The organism is Paenibacillus allorhizoplanae (genome assembly GCF_927798215.1).
In the GTDB taxonomy this organism is placed as follows: Bacteria; Bacillota; Bacilli; order Paenibacillales; family NBRC-103111; genus Paenibacillus_E; species Paenibacillus_E allorhizoplanae.
In genome coordinates this window covers 116,430-139,886 of record NZ_CAKMMW010000018.1, presented here as the reverse complement: position 1 = coordinate 139,886, position 23,457 = coordinate 116,430, and the positions used below count along the sequence as shown (strand labels likewise).

At 44.5% G+C, this 23,457-nt stretch carries 17 protein-coding genes; 15 read left to right on the top strand and 2 right to left on the bottom strand.

Annotated features, from left to right (window positions below; translation table 11 throughout):
- The first annotated feature begins 24 nt into the window (after positions 1 to 24).
- Entirely contained in the window at positions 25 to 1,776 is a 1,752-nt protein-coding gene (locus L6I86_RS24895; RefSeq protein ID WP_236291102.1) for a sensor histidine kinase, read from the top strand.
- A gap of 54 nt (positions 1,777 to 1,830) precedes the next feature.
- Here the strand turns inward: L6I86_RS24895 and L6I86_RS24890 are convergent, their stop codons facing one another.
- Positions 1,831 to 2,352 (bottom strand): metal-dependent hydrolase, encoded by a 522-nt coding sequence (locus L6I86_RS24890; RefSeq protein ID WP_236291101.1) that lies wholly within the window; start codon positions 2,350 to 2,352, stop codon positions 1,831 to 1,833.
- 228 nt (positions 2,353 to 2,580) lie between these two features.
- Between L6I86_RS24890 and L6I86_RS24885 the strand changes: the two genes are divergently transcribed.
- The 12 genes from L6I86_RS24885 to cysI all read left to right on the top strand — a co-directional run bounded on the left by L6I86_RS24885 (position 2,581) and on the right by cysI (position 17,425).
- Positions 2,581 to 5,286: an alpha-L-rhamnosidase gene (locus L6I86_RS24885; protein WP_236291100.1), complete on the top strand. Its 2,706-nt coding sequence runs from the start codon at positions 2,581 to 2,583 to the stop codon at positions 5,284 to 5,286.
- 51 nt (positions 5,287 to 5,337) lie between these two features.
- Entirely contained in the window at positions 5,338 to 5,607 is a 270-nt protein-coding gene (locus L6I86_RS24880; RefSeq protein ID WP_056610014.1) for a late competence development ComFB family protein, read from the top strand.
- A gap of 193 nt (positions 5,608 to 5,800) precedes the next feature.
- Positions 5,801 to 6,211: a hypothetical protein gene (locus L6I86_RS24875; protein WP_236291099.1), complete on the top strand. Its 411-nt coding sequence runs from the start codon at positions 5,801 to 5,803 to the stop codon at positions 6,209 to 6,211.
- A 249-nt stretch (positions 6,212 to 6,460) separates the two neighbouring features.
- On the top strand, positions 6,461 to 6,628 hold the full coding sequence (locus tag L6I86_RS24870) for a hypothetical protein (protein ID WP_157256816.1): 168 nt from the start codon (positions 6,461 to 6,463) through the stop codon (positions 6,626 to 6,628).
- Positions 6,621 to 6,791 carry a sporulation histidine kinase inhibitor Sda gene (gene sda, locus L6I86_RS24865; protein WP_082595238.1) on the top strand — a complete coding sequence of 57 codons (171 nt, stop codon included), beginning with the start codon at positions 6,621 to 6,623 and terminating at the stop codon, positions 6,789 to 6,791. The genes L6I86_RS24870 and sda overlap by 8 nt, the downstream gene beginning before the upstream one ends.
- Positions 6,792 to 6,909: 118 nt before the next feature.
- Positions 6,910 to 8,712, top strand: a complete 1,803-nt coding sequence (locus tag L6I86_RS24860; protein ID WP_236291098.1) for a sensor histidine kinase — start codon at positions 6,910 to 6,912, stop codon at positions 8,710 to 8,712.
- 6 nt (positions 8,713 to 8,718) lie between these two features.
- Positions 8,719 to 10,308: a response regulator gene (locus tag L6I86_RS24855; RefSeq protein ID WP_236291097.1), complete on the top strand. Its 1,590-nt coding sequence runs from the start codon at positions 8,719 to 8,721 to the stop codon at positions 10,306 to 10,308.
- Positions 10,309 to 10,434: 126 nt separating this feature from the next.
- A complete protein-coding gene (locus tag L6I86_RS24850) occupies positions 10,435 to 11,772 on the top strand; it encodes an ABC transporter substrate-binding protein (RefSeq protein WP_236291096.1) in 1,338 nt (445 codons plus the stop codon).
- Positions 11,773 to 11,853: 81 nt separating this feature from the next.
- Positions 11,854 to 12,732, top strand: coding sequence for a carbohydrate ABC transporter permease (locus tag L6I86_RS24845; protein WP_236291095.1), 879 nt, complete (start codon positions 11,854 to 11,856; stop codon positions 12,730 to 12,732).
- A gap of 54 nt (positions 12,733 to 12,786) precedes the next feature.
- Positions 12,787 to 13,629: a carbohydrate ABC transporter permease gene (locus tag L6I86_RS24840; protein WP_236291094.1), complete on the top strand. Its 843-nt coding sequence runs from the start codon at positions 12,787 to 12,789 to the stop codon at positions 13,627 to 13,629.
- A gap of 209 nt (positions 13,630 to 13,838) precedes the next feature.
- Positions 13,839 to 15,665, top strand: coding sequence for an assimilatory sulfite reductase (NADPH) flavoprotein subunit (locus L6I86_RS24835; RefSeq protein WP_236291093.1), 1,827 nt, complete (start codon positions 13,839 to 13,841; stop codon positions 15,663 to 15,665).
- A 38-nt stretch (positions 15,666 to 15,703) separates the two neighbouring features.
- Complete coding sequence (cysI, locus tag L6I86_RS24830; RefSeq protein ID WP_236291092.1) at positions 15,704 to 17,425, top strand: assimilatory sulfite reductase (NADPH) hemoprotein subunit; 1,722 nt, start codon at positions 15,704 to 15,706, stop codon at positions 17,423 to 17,425.
- Positions 17,426 to 18,010: 585 nt separating this feature from the next.
- On the opposite strand, the gene L6I86_RS24825 is transcribed toward cysI, so the two are convergent.
- On the bottom strand, positions 18,011 to 19,207 hold the full coding sequence (locus L6I86_RS24825; RefSeq protein WP_236291091.1) for a Stk1 family PASTA domain-containing Ser/Thr kinase: 1,197 nt from the start codon (positions 19,205 to 19,207) through the stop codon (positions 18,011 to 18,013).
- Between the two features lie 236 nt (positions 19,208 to 19,443).
- On the opposite strand from L6I86_RS24825, the gene L6I86_RS24820 reads away from it, so the two are divergent.
- Together L6I86_RS24820 and L6I86_RS24815 are read left to right on the top strand one after the other, a co-directional pair.
- The gene (locus L6I86_RS24820; RefSeq protein ID WP_236291090.1) at positions 19,444 to 21,588 is read left to right on the top strand and encodes a methyl-accepting chemotaxis protein; all 2,145 of its coding nucleotides are present in this window, start codon (positions 19,444 to 19,446) and stop codon (positions 21,586 to 21,588) included.
- 189 nt (positions 21,589 to 21,777) lie between these two features.
- Complete coding sequence (locus tag L6I86_RS24815) at positions 21,778 to 23,424, top strand: hydroxysqualene dehydroxylase (RefSeq protein ID WP_236291089.1); 1,647 nt, start codon at positions 21,778 to 21,780, stop codon at positions 23,422 to 23,424.
- The last annotated feature ends 33 nt before the right edge of the window (positions 23,425 to 23,457 follow it).

Genomic DNA, 23,457 nt, shown 5'->3' with positions numbered 1-23,457 from the left:
AAAATGAGAAAGTGTGACAACTTCATGAGAATAAACAGAAGAGTTATTTATATTACTTTTATAATTGTTATTTTGTTATTAATTACGAACAATAGCTCCTATTATTGGTATGCGAAATCCATCTTAACGCAGGAAATGTCAGAGCAGATGGCAACGACAGCGAATCAAATTCGAACGTCGATTGAACAGTCGGAAGCGGGAGCATTCTTCGTGGAAGATATGATTGGGGAACAATTACGATCGGCAGCTATCTTTGCCAAAACGAAGCTGGATCCCGATATCGACAAGGTAACGAATGAACAGCTAATTCCCCTTGCTGCGGAAGCAGGTGTAGATGGATTTTCACTCATGAAGCGCAGCGGAATCGGCGATGATATCATGGTTGGTAAATCCTCTGATCCCAATGAACTTACGCTCACAAGCACAATTACGTTTGGGTATTGGTTTACCGCTTTTGACCAATTGATGAAATATCACAATGTTACGATAACTGAAGGGCAAAAACTACCTAATTTCTGGGCGGGGATTTATGAAGTGCCTGCTTCAGGCACGAGCGATGTCAGTAAATTTGGTTACTATTATGATGGTGAAACGAATTATATCATTTGTGTGTTTGTAAATGCAGGTAAAATTAAGAAGTTCAAGGATATTATTGGTGCGGATACGATTGTCAAAAAAACACTGACATCCAATCCGGATATTATAGAAATTTCCGGATTAAACGGGATCACATTCGGTACGAAGCCGAAGGAATATACGAGACCGAATGGCGTTATGTATGTTTCCATGTATGACCGTCCTGTGCTTTTCGGTACACATAATATCGTTCATGTGAATGATTTCACGAATTTCAAACGTGCTATACAGGACGAAAAACCAGTGAGTGTGGTTGAAAGCTATAAGGGAAATCCGATTCTAAAGACATTTGTGCATGTGCCAATTAAAGAGAGAGTAACAGATGTTCAGCGAGAAATACCTTATGTGATAACCATTGTTTCGGACTACCAGTCTATACAGAAGACGTTAAATGACCAACTTATCCGTGTTGCTCTGATCATTGTTCTGTTTACCGTATTCAGTTGTCTTCTTGTATTTCTTGTATTCCGATTCAATACGAAGTCGCGTGAAACAGCAGTTCAGTCCACACAAGAAATGTATATTCAAAATGTAGACCTTATGTTTGCAACGATTCGTAGTCAGCGCCATGATTTCCTGAATCATGTTCAAACCCTCTATGCCTTATTGACCAATGGGGAAAAAGAAGATCAAATGCGCTATATGGAGGAATTAATCGAGGAAATTAATGAAGTCAATGATATTATTCGAATTGGACAGCCAGCTATCGCTGCATTGATTCAATCGAAAATAACACTTGCGATGCGCACCAAAGTATCTTTCAGTTATGAATTCATAGGTCTGGATGGATTATCCCTTGGTGTGAAATCGGTTGATCTCGTGAAAATTATCGGTAATCTCATTGATAATGCCTTTGATGAAGCGAATAAATTTCCAGCAGAAGAGCGAGAAGTGTCTGTGAAAGGCTGGAAGGAATCAAACGATGTGAAGATTTCTGTGAAGAATCGGGTGAATCCATCGTTTAATCTGGAAGATGACACGGATTTGTTCGCGATCGGCTATAGCACCAAGTTAGAAGGTGGTCATCAAGGTCTCGGTTTGCCAGTGGTTAAGGAACGTGTTGAGTACTATCGAGGAACGATTGAAGTTACGCTGGAGGAAGGCTTTATTTGTTTTCAGCTATCGATTCCCATGCAATAGCAGAAATGAGAAAAATCGCGATTTGGTCAGCCAAATCAGCGATTTTTTTTGGTTTCATTTTGTAAATGAATAAGGCAGATAGGGCAACACATAGTTCCAAAATGGAAGTACAAGACAGACAACGAGTAGAACCCAACGGAATACAGTTTCACTCGCGGAGCCGGTGTCGATTGCAATCCATTTGGGGAGCAGTCGGATTTTGAGCGTGATCGGCCAGAAGAGCTGGACACCACGATCATTCAGTAGGTCGATTAAGGGATGGGAAGCGTACGCAAGGATGAATACCCAGAAATATAAAGGCGGCAGAGGTAAGCATATCATCGCGAGCAGCGCCATAAAAAGCAAAGAATGCGTCAATGTTCGATGTTTGATTTTTAAAACATGAAGCAAGGCAGACAAAGGGAAGAGAACTTTGGCCATGGTGGAACCTGGTTTATCTACATCGGCTAAGGTGCCTGCCAAACAACCGAGTAATAAAGAACCTGCAGCATCCCATGTAAAGAAACTGATGTCGCCTTGAATAAGTACGATTTCGGCTGCAATCATTCCAGCGACACTGTGTGTTTTTTGTAGCATAATAAGCGCCTTCCTATCTATAAGTTCATATAACTTTATACTATTCGAGTTATACATGGAAATTAAGGGTATCGCAATACAAAAGAGATATTGTCGTGTTTGACCTATATAAATGTCTGAATACACCTTATAAACAAGAGGGTGAATACTCTACAATAAGTCATAAAGGTGTAATAAATAAGGAAGCACAACTCACACGACAGCCCGTGTATCTAGGAGGAGAAACCCATGAGTTTCATTCGTATTTCAGCTTTGCTTTGTGAATATCAAGTTAATCCAATCGGATTGGATACGGCTGGGCCACGCTTTACTTGGCAGCTCGAAGCTGACACTAACGCTACCGTGCAATCAGCATATCAGATTCAGGTGAGTATGCATCCTAGTGATTTTGAACCAGCGAGTTTGGTTTGGGATACGGCCCGTATCGCTTCAGATCAATCTGTGCTTGTTGCCTATGCAGGACTTGCGCTGCAGCCGCGGACTCGGTATTTCTATCGCGTGAAGGTATGGAACCAATCCGGTTTGGCTTCGCCATGGAGTGAAATCGCTTACTGGGAAATGGGACAGCTTCAAGCAGCGGATTGGCAAGCGGAATGGATTACGCCAGATCCTTCACATATAGATGCAGATGCAGAAGAAGCCTACTACCTCCGGAAGACCTTCCGTGTAAGCGGACAGATTCGCAAAGCGACGATTTATGCGACAAGTCATGGTGTATATGAACTAGAGCTCAATGGTTCGCGGGTTGGCGATTGGGAGTTAACACCAGGCTGGACCAGCTACACGCATCGTCTGCAAGTTCAGAGCTACGATGTTACGAGCAGTTTGGTCTCAGGGACTGAGCACACCATTGGTGCGGTACTGGCGAACGGTTGGTACAAAGGGAATCTGGCATGGACACACCAGCGGAATGTTTTTGGAAGCGTACGGGCACTGCTCATGCAAATGCATATCGTTTATGAGGACGGTACCGAAGAGATTATCGTCAGCGATTCCTCCTGGCGAGCATCACTTGGGCCAGTCCGTATGTCAGAGCTATATCATGGCGAAATTTATGATGCTGGTTTGGAGCTCACGGGTTGGAGTCTACCGAGTTATGATGACCAAGATTGGGCTCCGAGTATTGAACTCGGCTATGGCAAAGAAACACTAGTTATGCAAGAGAATGAACCCTCCAGAGTGACGGAGGAACTGAAGCCTATCGCTGTCATTGAAACTCCATCAGGGGAAACAGTGCTTGATTTTGGGCAAAATATGGTAGGGAAAATTCGGATGCGATTAACGCTGCCCGCTGGTTCACGCATTGAGCTGCTGCATGCGGAAGTGCTTGATGCACAAGGGGATTTCTATACTGGCAATCTGAGGTCGGCGAAGCAATCGGTTACCTACGTGTGTAATGGAGTAGGAGAAGAGTCGTATGCACCGCATTTCTCCTTCCAAGGCTTCCGTTATGTCAAAGTTATAGGCTGGCCACAGGATATTGCTTTCGATGCTACGTGCTTTACAGGGCAGGTTATCCACACCGATATGATAGCGAAAGGGACGTTTGAATGTTCTCATGAACTTCTGAATCAACTGCAGCGCAATATCGTGTGGGGACAGCGCGGGAATTTCCTCGATGTGCCAACGGATTGTCCGCAGCGTGATGAGAGGTTGGGCTGGACAGGGGATGCTCAGGTGTTCATTCGTACAGCGTCTTTCAACTATGACGTAGCACTCTTTTTCAGTAAGTGGTTGCGCGATTTGAAAGCGGACCAACGCGAGGATGGAGGCGTGCCTTTCGTGATCCCGCATGTGCTGTATGAGAAAGATCATTCCTCGGCAGCTTGGGGAGATGCGGCGGTGATATGTCCATGGACACTCTATCAGGTTTATGGGGATCAACGTGTATTGGAAGAACAGTATGACAGTATGAAAGGTTGGATTAACTATATCCGTCAGCAAGGTGAGAACGAATACCTGTGGCAAACCGGCTTCCACTTCGGCGACTGGCTCGGACTGGATGCCAAAGAGGGCAGTTATGTCGGGGCAACGCCCAAAGATCTAATCGCAACTTGCTTCTATGCGTATTCGACTTCGCTTTTTGTCAAAACAGCAGAAGTTCTAGGACGCGAAGCGGATGTCGTTGAATACACAGCGCTATATGAGCGTATTGTTGAAGCTTTTACAGCCGAGTTTGTGACACCAAGCGGCCGATTAGCAGGACACACGCAGACTGCTCATGTGCTTCCCTTGATGTTCGGACTTGTGCAGGGAAGCACACGGGAACGCTTAGCAGCGACCCTTGCTCAGTATGTCAAAGAGCAAAATTACCATCTCACGACAGGCTTCGTCGGCACACCATATCTATGTCATGTGCTAACAGAGAATGGCTATCATGATGTAGCAGTAAAGCTTGTTCTACAAGAGGACTATCCATCTTGGCTGTACACGATTCATAAAGGGGCTACCACGATTTGGGAACATTGGGATGGCATCAAACCGGACGGTACGTTCTGGAGCGATAATATGAATTCTTATAATCACTACGCATACGGTGCAATTGGCGATTGGTTATATCGGAAAGTAGCAGGCTTAGATTCCGATGATGGGCAGCCAGGGTACAAACGCATGAGCTTCCGACCTCGGACAGATTCAGGTCTTACGTATGCCAAAGCATCTCTCATCACGAATTATGGGGAGGTTCGAAGTGAATGGTCCGTTGAAGAATCGGGGGACATTCGTTACACGTTCCAGCTCCCGCCAAACACTAGCGGAGAGGTCATCTTAGCTGAATCGACTCTCTCGGAAGTGACATGTGATGGTCAAAAGCTAGAGTCCATCTCGGGCATTCAAGGGGCTCGGGAAGAGGAAGGCAATGTAAGAATTGAGCTCGGCTCAGGAGTCTATCGATTTCAAATACAGCGTACAAACTCCCTATCTTTGTCATTCTAAGTTTATCGAGTATAATAGACGTAACAAAGGTTCTTAGAGGGAGAGTTACAGATGGCTGTCATCAACGCAATGGAAACCGTGGTTAAGCAGTTGTTCGAAGAATTCCGGAAGAACTATGAATTGAAGTGTGATTGTTTAACGTGCCAAGATGATATATTGGCAATCGCGCTGAACAAGCTTCCACCACGTTATACTTCCAGTGACAAGGGACATCTATTTGTAAAAGGTGAATTCACGAATCAACAGTTGCGCTCTGACGTCATGCGAGAATTAATGGAAGCTTCAAGCATTGTTGAACATCATCAGCATCATCGCGAGTAAATGCAAGTTTGGCATACGCCGCTATCTCCGTTCAGACGGAGGTGGCGGCGTTTTTGATTTTGGGGCGATTTAGATGGGCTTATTGGGACTAATTAAGCTTTCATGATGCGGACGATGAGATTAATTCGGCAAATTCGGACTATTCGGTGATGCGGCAGTAAATGGACCTGAGCGAGCCTGTGGGGAAATCAGAATGAGTAGATCCAATCGACTAGTTGAGCGCGGCATGCGGGGTGTGGAGTTCCGTAAGTCGAATAAATCGACTAACGGGAGCACGATGTGTGCTGTGGAGGTGCGTAAGTCGAATAAATCGACTAACGGGAGCACGATGTGTGCTGTGGAGTTCCGTAATTCGAATAAATCGACTTACGGGAGCACGATATGTGCTATGGAGGTGCGTAAGTCGAATAAATCGACTTGCGGGAGCGCGATGTGTGCATTGGAGTTGCGTAAGTCGAATAAATCGACCTACAGGAGCTTGATGTATGCTGTGGAGTTGCGTAAGTCGAATAAATCGACTTGCGGGAGCACGATGTGTGCTATGGAGGTGCGTAAGTCGAATAAATCGACTTACACGAGCGCGAGAGGGGCATTTGGAGAATAATTCGCTCCGCCATCTCCCGCACTTTCCAGCGCAAGACTCACGTACTATCTCGACATAGTTCTTACGCACTATCATGCTCAAACCCGCACCACAAACCATTTATCGCGCCTCCCTGAATGCAAACAAAATTACATAATATAGAAAAAAAAGATGTAAGAGATGCAAAAATAAATGCGCTGTTTTTTCACGCACTTCAAGCTAAGATAGAAATAGGAATTTCCAAATAAATGAAAATTAGGAGGGGTTCATGTGAAATCAGAGCAGTTTAATGGCATTTTTGATTCGGTGTTAACGGATGTTGTACAACAATCTTATGGCAATATATGCTTGCCCTCCGATGAACAAATCCAACAATCGATGAAGAAAATGATGTCGATGCTAGAAGAAAACCCGAAATGGTTGTTGCACAATGAATGATCGCGATAATTTGAAAGCCATCTCCAATGACACGCTTGTTGATGCCTATATAAATGCAAGCCGTATGAAGCTGAGTAAGGAATTTCTCATGTTTTTACTTCTTGAAATTCAAGCTAGACAGATAAGTTTATTCCGAGAAAATAGTTTGGAAAGCACCAGCTAATGTTCACACTATGTGGTGAGTTTAAAAAAAGGTATGAATCCTTTACAATGTAACGGACAGGAAACTCCTGACGTTGCATTGTAAAGGATTTTTTGTTTTCGCTAAAGGGAGGGCATTCATGCATATACTTCAGAAGTTGATTCCTACATCACACTGGTTTCGCAACCAACGCATTCGATATAAAATCATTCTCATTTATTTTCCATTGATCTTCGTGCCTTTATTTGTGCTGGGGTTCGTTTCGAACCAAGTGTATACGAACGCCATCGTCAAAAAAACGATCAAAAACGTGTCGGACAACTCCTCCCTCATCATTACCCGCATCACAGGCATGTTAACGAACGTGGAAAGCTGCGCGAATATGTTGACCATCAATCTCAATAAGGTGATCGTAGAAGATCCCCAATCCTTAGCCGCACCAGAAACTAGCCTGCAAATGTACACGCAAATCACGAATCAGCTGAGCTTTGCCTTGCTCGTTTTCCCCGATGTGCAGTCAGCGGCATTCATTGATACGAATAATCGGATCTATGGCTCGAATGTTCTTATGGAGCGTAATCGCGACTGGATCACAACTAGTCCCCTGTTAAAGCAAATTGATGCATCGAGCGGGAATAACATTTGGTTCCCCATGCAGCGCAGAGATTATTTAACCAATGGCTCGCAAGAAACGGTGATGACGTTAGGCAAGCGGATTGTAAACATCTACACCGGGCAGAAGCTTGGCCTGCTTGTACTCAATATCAAGGAGAGCTCTTTATCCGCCATTTATCAGAAAATCGGTTCGATCCAAGATGGCAGTTATTTTATCGTGGATGATGAAGGGGTTGTTATCTCTTCGCAGCATCCAGAGGATGTCCTCCAAGAAGTGGCAAATTCCGAGATGAAGCGTTGGATCACATCAAGTAAGCATGCGTCCGAACCGACTTCCTTCAAATATGAGAAAACGCTCGTTGTCAGCTCCGATGTACCTAGCTTTGGTTGGAAATTAATATCGAAGGCGCCTCTTGCATCCTTAACGGCAGATACGCACAAAATTACGCTGCTTATCGTGCTGCTGGGTATTGTCTGCCTCTTTTTTGCCCTTCTTGGCGCAGGAATGCTCTCCCAATTGATTGCCAAGCCCATTATGGGGCTCACGAAATACATGAAGAAGGTCAAGGAAGGCAGCTTAGATATCGAATTCCAAGTAAATTCTGAAGATGAAATCGGGATGCTGTCTTCTGGCTTTAATGCGATGATTCGGCGGATTCAAGAGCTTTTGACCAACATTAATTGGGAGCAAAAGAAGAAGCGGGAATACGAGCTTGCCCTGATTCAAGCGCAGATTAAGCCGCATTTCCTCTATAATACGTTAGATGTCATTTATACGCTTTCGGAAATGGGACGAACCCGCGATGTGCAGCGGACGACGAAAGCACTGGCGGATTTCTATCGCGCTGCGTTAAGTAAAGGCCGCGAAACCATCACAATTGAAGAAGAAATTCGCAACGTGAAGGACTATTTAGCTATTCAACGGATCCGATATTCCGATGTATTTACCTATGAATTTGATATTCATAACGAAGTGCTAATCGGTCAAATTCCGAAACTGACCATACAGCCGCTTATCGAAAACGCGATTTATCACGGGCTCAAAACAAAAGGGAGTCTTGGACTTCTCAAGGTAACAGGCGAAATTGTAGATGCCAAAATAAAAATCATCGTCGCCGATGATGGCGTAGGCATGGACGCAGATCGGCTCAAGGCCATTGTGAAAAAGACGGAATCTCCTCAAGAGGCCGTGGGATATGGCTTCAAAAATGTGAACGACCGTATCCAATTGTACTATGGAGATGAATATGGCTTACAAATTACAAGTGAACAAGGACAAGGCACGGAAGTTACACTATGGTTGCCTTTTCAAAGTGACGAGGAGTAGATGAGCATGCAGAAAATAGTAATCGTCGATGATGAATCGATTTTCCGAGAATATTTGCGTTCAGCATTAGACTGGGAGGCCTATGGCTTTGAACTTTGTGCCGAAGCGAAGAACGGGATCGAAGCCCTCGAGCAAGTTCAATTGCATCAGCCTGATATAGCGCTTGTAGATATAACAATGCCTTTCATGGATGGTTTGACCCTTACTGAGCAATTGAAGGAGCACTATCCAGCAACGAGCGTGGTCCTCATCACAGGACATAATGAATTTGATTATGCGCGCAAGGCGCTGAAACTCGGTGTGGAGGACTATATCCTCAAGCCGTTCTCCAAGGATGAACTCATCTTGACGCTGCTTAAGCTGCAGAAGGAGCATGAGAAAGCACGGGAAGAACGATCCACCCTCAAGGAAAATCAACAATTGATGAAAGAAAGCTACTTGAACCATTTGCTTAGCAGTGACTATCATCATTCTCCAGAGGAAACAACGCAGAAACTCCAACAACTCGGGGAGTCTTTCGCCTCCTCCTTGTTTGTCGTTGCGTGCATTGAAATTGACCATATGGATGTCAAATGGAATCAAGTGAGCGAGCGCTTACTGTGGAAATATGCAGTTACGAACATTCTCAATGAAGCGTTAGAGGAAACGGGGCATCACCTTATTTTCAACGGGGCAGAAGGGCGGATTATTTGTCTAGTCGAGCATCAAGGAGGGAAGGAACTCGAGGTTCCTGCGTTAGAGGGATATGAGAAGCTAATTTTTCTGATCAAAAAGTATTTGAAATTCACGATCACCATTGGTGTTGGTCGGAGTCAGTCTGGCTACGGCGGAATTCGAACTTCTTACTTAGAAGCGTTAGAGGCTTTACAAAACAAATTCGTCTTAGGAAATGATCGCGTCATTGCGTACGGTTCCAGTGTGCTTGATTCTGGTAAGCAGGCACTCTACCCGACGGAAGTTAACGAGGAGCTGCTCGTACTCTTGCGCATGCATAATACGGAGAAAGTAGAAGATAAGCTGGAAGAAGTTTTCCAATCTATTCGGGAGCAGCGGTTGTCTTTGGAATATACCTATGTGATATCCATGGGACTCATCTCAGTTTGTTTATCCTATGTCACGGAGATGGGGCATCCCATTGAGGATTGCTTTGGCGAAGCCTTTTACCCCTATAGTGAAATCAAGAGGTTGGGTTCAATCGAGAGCACATCGACATGGATCAAGGAGCTATTCGCGAAGGCGATTCAATATACGAACAAGCACAAGAAGACGAGATCCTCGAAAATTGCCCAATCAGCCAAAGAGTATATCGAGGGGCAATATATGGATTCGGAGCTCCAATTGGATCAGATTGCCCAGCAGGTGTTCATTAACCCAAGCTATTTGCGGGCGATATTTAAGAAGGAAATCGGCATGACGGTAACGGATTATGTGACGCATGTTCGTATGCATAAAGCGAAGGAGTTACTTGGCAAGGGAAACATACGATTGGCAGATATTGCGGAGCAGATTGGTGTCAATGACCCTAGCTATTTTAGCAAAAGCTTCAAGAAATTCTTCGGGTATTCGCCAAGTGAGTATGAGAATAATCGCATATAACGACTGCACACGAATGTGCGGATTTTACAAGAAGCCCTCAGTTATTCCATTATCACTGTGGGTTTTTGCCTCTATACTGAGGATGTAAAGAGGAGAAACGCACAAGAATTATTGGGAGGTCTACACATGAAAAAGATGGCAGTTACTCTCGTAAGCTTACTCGCGGCGACTAGCCTAGCAGCTTGCGGTTCCACAGAATCACCGAAAGAAACAACCAGCGCGGCCCCGGCGGCAACAGCTGCAGCAACAACAGCACCTGCTAAGGCGGATGCAAAGCCAGTAAAACTTAGAATATATGCCCAATATGCAGATGAAGATACGAAAACACCTTATGACTATGCGGTAGCTGAATTGAAAAAGGAAATGCCGAATGTCGAGCTAGAGCTAGATATCCAAGCACAAGATGATGGACAGAAGTTGAAGACTTATGCAGCGACGGGGAATCTTCCGGACATTTTCCAAGCAGGTTTAGACATTATCGACACGTTCAAAAAATCCAATAACATCCTAATGTTGGATGAGTACGTAACGAAGTTTGGTTTCAAGGACAAAATGCAGCCGAGCGCAATGAACACACTCGTGACGGATGATGGTCACACGTACGCGTTCCCGTATGCAGGGAACGAAGTTGCCCTGTTGTACTACAACAAAGATTTGTTCCAACAAAACGGCGTGAAAGTGCCAACAACGTATGATGAAATGATGACAGCTGTTAAAACGTTCAATGCAAAAGGTGTGACACCGCTTTCCATTTTTGCCAAAGAGAAATGGCCTTGCGTAGCGCTGTATGACATGTTCGTAACACGTGCTGATCCAGGCGGTATTAACAAGTTGGATAAAGGTACGGCGAAAGCAGAAGACGCGGCTTACAAAACAGCTGCTGATAAAATTATCGAGCTTGTGAAAGCAGGCATGCTGCCAAAAGGCGCAACCAACTTAAACTATGACCAAGCCGCGGCACTTTACCATGAAGGTAAAGCAGCAATGTTCATCAACGGTCAATGGGAAATTGAAGCAGCGACCAAAGCACTTGGTGACAAAGCCGGCTACATGTACTTGCCAGCAGCTGACGCAGCAGCCTATGAAAAAGGTAAAACAGCCTTCAGTGGCAGCGGTGGTCCAGGTGGATATGCGGTATCCGCAAACACGAAGGATAAAGAGCTAGCAGCGAAAGTTGCATCCTTTATTTCCTTGAAATATGCCGAGTACAAGTTCACGAACCGCAGCAACCCGATCGTAGCAACCAAAGTGGATAAGCCGATTGTGAAGCAGTTCCCTCCAATGATGGATCAGCTTTCCAAGGATATTCCGAAAATCACAAGCACAACCGCTTTCTCATGGGGCTTGTCCAATCCGAAGTTCAAAGCAGCACTTGAAGATGCAACTCAAAACCTAATGACAGGTAATTATACGTCTGATCAATTCGTCAAAGATTTGAATAAAGCAGCAGTAACAGCCAAATAAATGTGATTCTATGACAAGGAGACTCACCCTGGAATGCTCAAACCCAGAGTGAGTCTTCTACTTTACAAGGGAAGTGATGACATGCGCAAATTCATGGGAAATAAAGTAGCGATTATGCTGTTCACGCTGCCTGCTCTCCTTTTGTATACAGTGATCGTGTTTTATCCGATTTTACAAACCTTTTACCGCAGTACCTTCGAATGGGATGGTTTGAGTGAAGGCACGTTTATCTTTCTAGATAATTACACGCGATTGTTTCAAGATAGTATTTTCTATACATCCCTTTATAATGGTCTTGTGTTTGCAGCCATCCTAGCCGTTGTGCAAATTGGGATTGGGTCTGTACTCGCTTTTGCCGTAGCAGAGGGCTTCAAAGGGAGTAAGATTCTACGTATTTCCTACTTCATTCCAGTTGTGCTTTCGATTACCGTCGTCTGCCAGCTCTGGTTGGCGATGTATAACAGTGAGTATGGTTTGATCAACAAAGTATTCGAAGCACTAGGAATCTCGTACCGTCAAGACTGGCTGACGAACAGCAAAACAGCGATCTTCGCGATTGCCTTCGTCAATGCTTGGCAGTACATGGGGTACCAGTTCGCTCTGCTTCTTGCGGCTGTGAAGTCCGTGCCAGAACAGTACTTAGAGGCTGCCCGTATCGACGGTGCTTCCAAATTCAAAGCACATATGAAAATTACGATTCCGATGCTGGCTGAGACATACAAATTTTGCTTAGTCCTCGCGATTACAGGTGGGTTGAACGCTTTTGCTAACATGTTTATCATGACAGGCGGCGGGCCAGGTAACTCCACCTACACGTTGACGTATCTGATGTACCGTTCCGCTTTCCGTGTTGGCGAATTCGGCTATGGCAGTGCGGCTGCAGCGTTCCTTGTTATTGAATGTTTGATCGTAACCTTAGCGATTAATAAACTTATCGCACGTGAACGTATTACCTTTTAAACTAATGCTTACGAAGCCAGTTTTCTTACGAAAACTTTAAGGAGGATGTTAAAGATGAACGGCCTACTCAAATTGCGCAAAAAAAATCCGCTCCTTGGCATTCTTTTATGGGTGTATGCGGGGTTGTCGGTGTATCCGTTATTGTGGATGATTTTCTATTCACTGAAAAATAATAATGAAATTTTCGTTACGAATCCTTTCGGGATTCCCACACATTTTCGCTTTGAAAATTATGTGGATGCTTGGTCCAAATTTAATGTGCCGCAGTACTTTAGCAACAGCTTGCTCGTGGCAGCCTGTACGGTCGTAGGGACGATTGTGCTCTCTGTAACGTTTTCCTATGCAGTAGCTCGCATGCAATGGCGTTTCAAAGAGGTGGCAAGAATCTATGTAGTCATCGGGATGTTCATTCCGGTACAAGTCATCATGATCCCATTGGCTATTCTTGTTCGTGATTTCCACTTAGCTAACACGTATGGTGCACTCATCGTTCCTTATATTGCATTTAATATTTCGTTCTCTAGCATGGTGTTTTATGGCTTTTTCCGTTCTATTCCTGTTGAACTAGAAGAATCCGCGTGTATGGATGGAGCTAGTATTTACCGAACGTTTTATACTATTATTTTACCAATTATTAAACCGGCAATGGCGACGATGGTCATTTTCGTTTTCTTATCCTCTTGGAATGAATTCACGATGGCACTCATTTTAATTACCAAAGAATCGCTGAAAACCTTACCGCTTGGATTACTCTTCTTCCAAGGTCAGTTTACGACAAACTGGGGGGCAATGGGGGCAGCGATGACAATAGCAAGCTTGCCAACGGTCTTGGTTTATATCCTATTCAGTGAGCAAGTTGAGAAGGCGATGACCGTAGGGTCAGCAGTGAAAGGTTAATATTGGATAAAAATGTTGAAATGACCCCATTTTGGGGTCATTTTTTGCATGAAAAGTGCTCATTTAACCATATATCAATTCCCCTTATAAGTCTCATAAGATGATTCTAATTGACCTACGGTGCGCACTATGATAGTTTTCAATGGAGAGTAAAAAATAGTGCGAATAATAGCAAAGCTTATCAATACATGCTGATGAGGTGGATTTTGTTGGAACTTCAAGTCTTAAACAGTCCTTTTAACCAAGAGCAAGTTGAATTGCTCAACCGCGTCCTACCAACGTTGACGGATACTCAACGTATTTGGTTGAGTGGCTATCTAACAGCTCAACAAGGTTCGACAAATTCTGCGGCAGCACCTGTTACTACCGTGCCGACCGCTGTAGCTAATCAACCTGTCATTTCCAAAGAAGTAACTGTACTATTCGGATCCCAAACAGGTAATTCTCATGGATTAGCTAAAAAGCTAGCGAAGAAGCTAGAAGAGCAATCGTTCCAAGTAACGCTTTCCTCGATGAGTGACTTCAAACCGAACAATTTGAAAAAGGTCCAAAACCTTCTTATGATCGTTAGTACGCATGGCGAAGGCGATCCACCGGATAATGCGATCTCATTCTACGAATTCCTTCATAGCAAAAGAGCACCTCAATTAGAAGAACTTCGTTATTCCGTTCTTTCCTTGGGTGATACTTCGTATGAATTCTTCTGTCAAACAGGTAAAGATTTTGATAAGCGTTTGCAGGAGCTTGGTGCCAAATCATTAACTGAGCGTGTTGATTGTGATGTTGACTTTGATGAGCCGGCAGCGGCTTGGGTTTCAGGTGTGTTGGGTGCTCTGAACGCTGCATCGGCTAGTGCTGTTGTTGGTGGTTCAACTACTGCGGCTGGAAGTGCCCCTTCCACGGAGTCGGAATACTCCAGAACGAACCCGTTCCAAGCGGAAGTGCTTGAGAATTTGAACTTAAATGGCCGCGGCTCCGATCGTGAAACGCGCCATGTGGAAATCTCCTTAGAGGGATCCAATCTGCAATATGAACCAGGTGACAGCTTGGGTGTATTCCCAGAGAATCATCCGCGTCTAGTTACTGAATTGATTCAAGCTATGGATTGGAATGCAAGTACGCCTGTTGCTGTAAACAAAAATGGGGAAGAGCGTCCGTTGCAAGAAGCACTTACTCGTTACTATGAAATCACTACATTGACGAAGCCTTTGTTAGAGCAAGTTGCCAAGCTTTCTTCAAACGAGAAGCTTCAAGCGCTTGTTGCTGCTGGCAATGAAGCTGAGTTGAAATCGTACATCGCTGGCCGCGATTTATTAGATTTAGTGCAAGACTTCTCCCTACAAGGTGTGTCTGCTAGTCAATTCGTAGCCGTGCTTCGTAAACTGCCTGCTCGTTTGTATTCCATTGCTAGCTCATCCAAAGCTTCACCAGATGAAGTGCACATCACTGTACGTGCGGTTCGTTATGAAGCGAATGGTCGTAATCGTTATGGAGTTTGTTCCGTTCACTTGGCAGAGCGTGCACAGTCAGGTGCAGCGTTGCCGGTTTACATTCAGAGCAACCCGAATTTCAAGCTTCCTGAGAACCCAGAAACGCCAATTATTATGATTGGACCTGGTACTGGTGTAGCGCCATTCCGTTCTTTCCTTGCAGAGAGAGAAGAGACGGGTGCAGATGGTAAAACGTGGTTATTCTATGGAGATCAACACTTCGCTACAGATTTCTTGTATCAAGTTGAATGGCAGCGTTGGTTGAAAGACGGCGTTCTAACGAAACTAGACGTAGCGTTCTCTCGTGATACGGATCAAAAAGTATACGTGCAGAATCGTATGTTGGAGAAAAGTCGCGAGCTGTATCAATGGCTGCAAGAAGGCGCTGTTGTCTATATTTGCGGTGACGAGAAGAAGATGGCACACGATGTGAATGCTGCGCTGCTCACGATTCTTGAGCAAGAAGGCGGATTAAATAACGAAGAAGCCGTGCAATATTTGGCTAATATGCAACAGCAAAAACGTTATCAACGGGATGTTTATTAAAACGGGATCCCCGCGATCGCGAGAGGAGAAAGCTCAAGATGTCAGAAAATAATTTACTATCGAAGAATAGTGCGCCGCATAGTGATGTTGAACAAATTAAAATCCGCAGTAATTATTTACGCGGAAGTCTAGAAGAAACGCTTGAAAATCGCATCACCGGTTCCATCCCCGAGGATGACAACCGCTTGATGAAATTCCATGGCAGCTATATGCAAGACGATCGTGACTTGCGTAATGAACGTGCGAAGCAGAAGCTTGAGCCTGCCTATCAGTTCATGCTGCGCGTACGTGCTGCAGGCGGTATTGTAACCTCTGACCAATGGTTGATGATGGATCGTGTTGCTCAGAAGTATGCGAATGGCACCATTCGTCTTACAACACGTCAATCCTTTCAATTGCATGGCGTGATTAAATGGAACATGAAGAAAACGATTCAAGAAGTTAACGCATCTATGCTAAGCACGCTTGCTGCATGTGGCGACGTGAATCGTAACGTGATGTGTAACCCGAACCCCTACCAATCCGAAATTCACGGCGAGGTATATGAGTGGGCGAATCGCATCTCAAACCACTTGGATCCTCGTACGAGAGCGTATCATGAGATTTGGTTAGACGGTGAGAAAATCGTCGATAGCCGCGACGCAGAAGAGCAAGAGCCGATTTACGGACCTGTGTATTTACCGCGTAAGTTCAAAATCGGTATCGCAGTTCCACCATCCAACGATGTAGATGTATATTCACAGGATCTTGGTTACATCGCGGTTATTGAAGATGGTCGTTTGGTGGGCTTTAACGTATCCGTCGGTGGCGGTATGGGGATGTCTCACGGAGATGTCAAAACGTATCCGCAAGTTGGTCAAGTGATCGGCTTCATTAAGCCGGAGCAGGCTGTTGATCTAGCTGAGAAAACAGTCATGATCCAACGCGATTACGGGGATCGTTCCGTTCGTAAGCATGCTCGTTTCAAATACACAATCGATGATCGCGGTATTGAGTGGTTCGTGAATGAACTACAAACGCGTCTAGGTTGGAACCTTGAGCCAGCTCGCGCCTTCCATTTTGAATCCAACGGAGATCGTTATGGTTGGGTGAAGGGCAGCAATGGCAAGTGGCATTTCACCATGTTCATTCAGAACGGCCGCGTAATGGATGATGGAGACTATCGCCTGATGACAGGCCTTCGTGAAATTGCAAAGATCCACAGTGGTGATTTCCGACTTACGTCGAATCAGAACTTGATCATCGGCAACGTCAGCGCTCAGAAAAAGAAGAAAATCGAAGAACTGATCAAAGATCACGGCATTACGGATGGTCTACACTACTCCGCATTGCGTAGAAACTCGATGGCGTGTGTTGCGTTCCCGACTTGCGGACTCGCAATGGCGGAATCGGAGCGTTACCTGCCTTCTTTGATTACGAAAGTAGAGTCCATCCTTGAAGGTGTTGGCCTTCGTGAACAGGAAATTACGATTCGGATGACAGGTTGCCCGAATGGTTGCGCACGACCAATGCTTGCTGAACTTGCGTTCATCGGTAAGGCTGCAGGCAAGTACAACATGTACCTTGGTGGCGGATTTGCAGGAAACCGCTTGAATAAATTATACAAAGAAAATATCGGTGAATCCGAGATTCTGGATTCCTTGCAAACGATCATTCCTCATTATGCCAAAGAGCGTCAACATGAAGAACACTTCGGTGACTTCGTTATCCGCGCTGGCTATGTGAAAGAAGTTCGTTCAGGTCAAGATTTCCACGCTTAAAATGAAAAGAGCAGTTCGAGTCGTTCGCGACTAGAACTGCTTTTTTTGTGCTGCGGCGGGGGAGTGATCCGCAACTCGGCGAAAACACCTATTTTCCAAATAGTGGAACGATGTTCCGTTCGTATAAGGACGTAAACCAAAGATGCTACAGGTGGTATTGAGGTTGATGTAGTTTGCTATGTATTCTGCTGTCAGGCAACCCGAAGAGTCTCTCTTCCTATCTCAGCTCTTGAATACGAAATAGATGGAAAATCTCCATGTATTTCTTTCGATTTCTCGTCGAAAGGGGAGATAACTGGAAAAACCCCAGCTATTTCGGTCGTTTCCTGCAAAACTAACGGAAACCCGAAAATTAGCTGGAGTTTATCCATCTAAATATAGAATACAACTGATTTAAACGAAATTAGCTGTATATTTTCCAGCTGAAATTGAGCCTAGAGCTCGGAATGGAGCTGGGCAATCTGGCTTACGTAATGAAACGGGGCAAGGTGAGTGGAGTGCCTCTCCCTGTCACCGTACAGCGCTCCCTGTCACCTATCTCTCACCTGTCCCCGCTCTCAGTGACTCATTCCCTTACCTATCTCCTCACTGTGCCCCCTTACTCACCCAAAACGTTACATTATTCCCAACCAAGCCCTTGGTTCCTGCTTTTGGTTCTTGTTTCGTTACGATACCTTTGGCTTGGGTGCTTGTTTCAATGACGAAGTTGTAGTGGAGTCCCGCAGCTAGCGCGAGCTGTTCCGCATCCGCTTGTGTCTTGCCTACCAGATTAGGTACTTCAGTTTCCTCGGTAGCTTCATTCATACTCGTTAGCTTAGCATTTGGTGTGGCGCTTGGGCTTACAGTTGCTATTGGTGTACTTGTTGGCGTAGGAGAGATGATGACGACGGTTTGAACAACCTTTGGCTCCGGCCACAGATACCAAACAGAGATAATCCCTATCACGAGAGCTGAAACGGACCCTAGCGCAATCCATTTAGCCGAACGAGTAGATCGGGTATGGCTCTCATATTGTGCAGTTGGCAGTACTTCTGTTGTCTCCTCAGAGATCAGCTCATCTTGTTTTATACTTTTGTTGTTAGGGTTGCTAGGGACAGAAGGAGGTAAACTCCGCAGTCCGAATATGAGTGAGGATAACGAAGATTGCCCATGACATATAAATTTGATGAGGCGAATCAAAGCTAATTTCTGCTCTGTCGTCGCACTTGGAATCGAAGCACGTTCCAGACTCGTATGCATAACCTCGAATGTATCGGAAATCGTTTCGCTCCCCGTAAGCAGCTGAATCATTAAGCGGCAGAGGCCAACGGCTCCTTGCTCTTGATGTTCATCTACCTCCCAATAGTTGATGACGGAAAGTTTATTCTGATCGGTTAACCATAAATTATCTGGACGTACGGAAAAGCCTGTAATCTTGTCTTCCATAGCATCTAACAGGGAAACCCCTAAGTCGCTAATAATCGCGACAACAGCGGCATAGGTCCATTTGCGTTTGAACATGGTATGGGCAAACAGCGAACCACTTTTGGCTTGTAAAATAATGGTGACGGCATCCTGGGCGATAGATGTATCCAACATGTGATGAAATCCATCGTGAATAAACGCGGCTTTATCCTGAAGTGAGCTTATGTAATCGACACCGAGTTGATTGTGACGAAGCGCTTTACGATACAGTAATACTTTGCGAGTCAGAAATACATCATCACCATAATGGAGAGTTCCATGAGGGAAAGAGACGATTTGTGTACTTGGCACGTATCGTGTACCTATTCGATCGGGCATGGAATAACCATCCTCTCTGGCGTGTATGATTGGTTTACCTTTATTATAAAGGATTCGAAGGCAGATAGGAATTTAGGAGTACTCGTTATAAAAAATCACATAATTAAGTGAAAAATTTGTGGAATTTTATCAAAATAGTTCGAATTGCCTGTATTTTGATAGGATTCGTTGTAAGATGGGTCCATAAATTAAGTATCGTGTCAGGATAGTTGACGCATATGGAGGCGCAGATCAGGATGAAAGATAACCGAATGAGTACTAATTTGACTTCAACGTTGTTTAAGCCTGCCATTTACTTATTGAATAAACTTAGGTACCCGCATAAATTTTTCCTTATAGGTTGTGTATTCATCATTCCGATTACGCTGTTAGCCGAACAATTATTAGCTGGGACAACGCAAAATATGCGTGGAGCTAAACGCGAAATGTCTGGGATATCTGTTCAACGTGAATTGGGTGAATTGTTGATCCGATTGGATCAGTTCGGACAAAGTTTACCTTCGACAGACGGTGTTCAACCACCTGAGAAGACAGATTTGAAACAAGTGCAAGTACAAATTGATCGTACCATGTTGTGGTTGAAAGCGGAAGTGGAGCGTGCCAATACATCATTACTGGAAGAAAAATTTGTTTCAGCTATCTTGGACCAGTGGCAATCAATTTCTTCAAGTATAGATGGGTTAAGTCAGAAATACTATGAACTTCAACATGAGCAAATGGAACAACAGGTGATCCAACTCATACAATCGGTTGAACAGCAGGCAAAGCTGGATTTGGATCCTGAGGAAAGCACGAGTGCCCTCATAGACTTTACTGTACATCTTTTTCCTGCATTTTGGAATAATCTTGAGAAAATTGAGCGAAAAGGCATCGAAGTTGCTGCTCGTCGGTCTATCAAAAACCCGGAGGAACAAGAGGAATTAATCCATCTAAGTGGTGAAGGACAGTCTATTTTAACAGAGATTCAATCGGTTGGTGAACAGTTGCATAAGCTAAATCCTGAGACTGCCTCCATGAGTCTTGCCTTGCATGAAAAGAGCGTATCGTCTGCGCTTGCAACATTCGGAGCATTGAACGAGAAGCTAGTCAACACGGGTGTTATTCAAATTACAGCGAATGAATTCGCGGCTACATCACGAACTTCCAAAGAGGCAGCAATTGCTCTGTATACGCACCAGATTAGCTTGTTAATCGAATTACTCCAACAACGTGTGGATGCTTATACGAAAAGTTTAGTGATTGACGCACTTATTGTACTGGGTGTACTGCTTCTAGCTGCGTATTTATTCATGGCTTTTTATATATCTGTGAAAAAGGGAATTGACGAGCTGGCTCGAGCTTCACAGCTGCTTGTTGAAGGGGATATGACAGTCCGTGTCCAATCCCACTCTAAGGATGAATTTAGCGGCGTAGTAAATGCCTTTAATCACATGGCAGATAGCTTTACAGATGTTATTCGCCAGAGTCGACTTGTCGTTCAGCGAGCATTCGACTCATCGAAGCAGCTTCAATTGAATGTGAAGGATACCTCTGCTGATTCGAAGGCCATTCAGTCCATCATGACCAATATGGCGCAAGGCTCGGAAGTCTTGATGAAAGGCTCAGAGGAAACCTCATTTGCGATGAACGAGGTGGCTGCTGGGGTTCAGCGCATTGCAGAAACCTCCTCATTCGTTGCTGAGGCGGCCAACGAAGCTGCGCTCGAAGCAAGACACGGCTTTGAAGATATGAACTTAGCTGTACATCAAATGACTTCAATCAAAATGAAAGTATCTGAAACGGCAACCACGATCTCGGAGTTTGTTGATTTATCTACGCAGATTGATCGAATGCTTGATGTGATCACGGATATTTCCGAGCAAACTCGGCTTCTGGCCTTGAATGCTTCCATTGAAGCGGCGAGAGCAGGTGATCAGGGTAGGGGATTCCAGGTGGTCGCTACAGAGGTAAGGAAGTTAGCCGATCAATCAAGCGAATCTGCCAAGAACATTGTTCAGTTGATTGCGAAAGTGAAGAGCAGCTCTAAATCTGTCGTAGAGAAAGCGCAATTGGAGATTGCCGAAGTAGAGAAGGGGAGCTTGCTAATTGCAAAGGTAGGCATCGTATTTGAATCGATCTTGCACGCTGTGAATCAGGTAGCGGAACAAATTCAGGAGGTATCAGCCGCTTCTGAGCAAATATCCGCGAGTACACAGCAAGTATCCGCCTCGATGGAGGGTAGTGTTCAGATTTCACGAAAAGCAACTTCTTACACACAAGATGTTACCTTGTCTCTACAGAAACAAGCAGCCTCGACCATGGAAGTCGAGCGCTCCTCAACAACATTGAATCACATTTCCGAGGAGCTACTACACACATTAACTCATTTTCAGCTTGATTAATACGAACATCATGAACCTTTCATTGCTGAGGAAAACAGCATTTGAAAGGTTTTGTTTTACTATGAGTCAGGTAGATTCATTTATAAATCTATTAAGTTTCTGCTCGGTTTTTCTATGATTCAAATGACCTAAATGATATGATATAAAGACCAGATAAATTTACATAAAACGCCAAAACGAGGGGGATTTGTGTTGAAAAAGGTCGCAATTTTAGGTGGCGGAGTCGCAGGTTTGAGTGCAGCTCATGAACTTATAGAAAGAGGTTACGAGGTTTCGGTATATGAGTTTAAGCATATACCTGGTGGAAAGGCCAGAAGTATGCCCTTTGTTGGCAGTGGTACTGCTGGTCGGAGAGATTTACCAGGTGAGCACGGTTTTCGCTTATTTCCACGATTCTATCGTCATGTAATCGATACCTTAAAGCGAATTCCCTACGAGAATGGAACGGTTTACGATAATTTAACAGAAGTGACGCGATTAGACATCGCTACCTATACGGCTCCGTTGTTGCCATTACTAGCGAAGATCGATTTTAGCCTAGATAACTTGTTAGTGTTGATTAAAGATCTCTTTGATAATGGTCTAGGGCTTACCATGGAAGATATGGAACAATATGGACGTAAGCTATGGCAGGTTATGACAAGCTGTGACAAGCGTATTCGTGAAGAATATAATCTAATAGATTGGTGGGAATTCATCGAGGCTGAACAGCAATCACCCGCTTTTCAGAAGATTTTTGCGGGTTTCACGAAAACTTTGGTGGCTTGTCAATCCAAAATTGCGAATACACAAACGGTAGGACCTGTAGCTGTTCAGATGACATTAGATATTACAACACCTGGCACGAGTTTTGTGAGATTATTGAATGGTCCAACCAATGACAAGTGGATCTATCCGTGGTTAACTTTTCTGCAGGATCAAGGATTGAACTATTATTTGGATACGAAGGTCGAGAGAATCAATTGTGTAAATGGACAAATTCAGAGTGCCACGATTTCACAAAATGGTGAGCAACTAGAAATAAAGGCTGACTACTATATCGCTGCGTTCCCAGTAGAGGTGATGGGTAAAATGATAACTAACGAAATGTTGGAAGCAGACCCTTCACTGCAAGGTGTGCAGAAGCTTGTTGATTCTGTTGCCTGGATGAATGGCATCCAGTATTACTTGAAGGAAGATGTTCCGATTACACATGGGCACGTGATTTACTTGGATGCCCCCTGGTCACTTACTTCTGTTTCACAGAAACAATTTTGGCCAGATGTAAATTTGAGTGAGTATGGTGATGGAACGGTGAAAGGTATATTGTCCGTTGACATCTCAGATTGGGATACGCCGGGTATCCTGTTTGGCAAAACGGCGAAACATTGTACAGCTGATGAAATTAAAGCTGAAGTTTGGGCTCAGATGAAGTTGAGTCTTAATGTGGATGGGGCAGTCATTTTGGAGGACTCGGTTCTGTACTCTTGGTTCTTGGATACGGATATACAATTCGACAATCCAGAGCATGCTTGCACGAACATGGAGCCGTTGCTAATTAATCGTGTAGGGACTTGGGATGATCGTCCAGAAGCTTTTACGGGTATACCAAATTTATTCCTTGCTGCGGATTATGTGCGTACCAATACGAATCTAGCGACTATGGAGGGGGCGAATGAGGCGGCGCGTAGAGCTGTCAATGCGATTTTGGAAAGAGATGGTTTAAAAGATGATCTTTGTAAAATTTGGGAGATGTATACCTTCGAATTAGGTCAAATCGATGTGTTGAAAATATATCATATTCATGATAAGAAACGGTTTGAAAAGGGGCTGCCATGGGATGGTAAGCTATTCTAATACCTATTCCTCGCAGTGAGAATTACTAGGGGG

What these genes read in the sequence shown, in the direction of transcription:
- sda (WP_082595238.1), top strand. Translation starts at nt 6,621, where the DNA reads ATGAATGATCGCGATAATTTGAAAGCCATCTCCAATGACACGCTTGTT.
- L6I86_RS24845 (WP_236291095.1), top strand. Translation starts at nt 11,854, where the DNA reads ATGCGCAAATTCATGGGAAATAAAGTAGCGATTATGCTGTTCACGCTG.
- L6I86_RS24895 (WP_236291102.1), top strand. Translation starts at nt 25, where the DNA reads ATGAGAATAAACAGAAGAGTTATTTATATTACTTTTATAATTGTTATT.
- L6I86_RS24890 (WP_236291101.1), bottom strand. Translation starts at nt 2,352, where the DNA reads ATGCTACAAAAAACACACAGTGTCGCTGGAATGATTGCAGCCGAAATC.
- L6I86_RS24850 (WP_236291096.1), top strand. Translation starts at nt 10,435, where the DNA reads ATGAAAAAGATGGCAGTTACTCTCGTAAGCTTACTCGCGGCGACTAGC.
- L6I86_RS24875 (WP_236291099.1), top strand. Translation starts at nt 5,801, where the DNA reads ATGAGTAGATCCAATCGACTAGTTGAGCGCGGCATGCGGGGTGTGGAG.
- cysI (WP_236291092.1), top strand. Translation starts at nt 15,704, where the DNA reads ATGTCAGAAAATAATTTACTATCGAAGAATAGTGCGCCGCATAGTGAT.
- L6I86_RS24860 (WP_236291098.1), top strand. Translation starts at nt 6,910, where the DNA reads ATGCATATACTTCAGAAGTTGATTCCTACATCACACTGGTTTCGCAAC.
- L6I86_RS24880 (WP_056610014.1), top strand. Translation starts at nt 5,338, where the DNA reads ATGGCTGTCATCAACGCAATGGAAACCGTGGTTAAGCAGTTGTTCGAA.
- L6I86_RS24825 (WP_236291091.1), bottom strand. Translation starts at nt 19,207, where the DNA reads ATGCCCGATCGAATAGGTACACGATACGTGCCAAGTACACAAATCGTC.
- L6I86_RS24820 (WP_236291090.1), top strand. Translation starts at nt 19,444, where the DNA reads ATGAAAGATAACCGAATGAGTACTAATTTGACTTCAACGTTGTTTAAG.
- L6I86_RS24840 (WP_236291094.1), top strand. Translation starts at nt 12,787, where the DNA reads ATGAACGGCCTACTCAAATTGCGCAAAAAAAATCCGCTCCTTGGCATT.
- L6I86_RS24855 (WP_236291097.1), top strand. Translation starts at nt 8,719, where the DNA reads ATGCAGAAAATAGTAATCGTCGATGATGAATCGATTTTCCGAGAATAT.
- L6I86_RS24885 (WP_236291100.1), top strand. Translation starts at nt 2,581, where the DNA reads ATGAGTTTCATTCGTATTTCAGCTTTGCTTTGTGAATATCAAGTTAAT.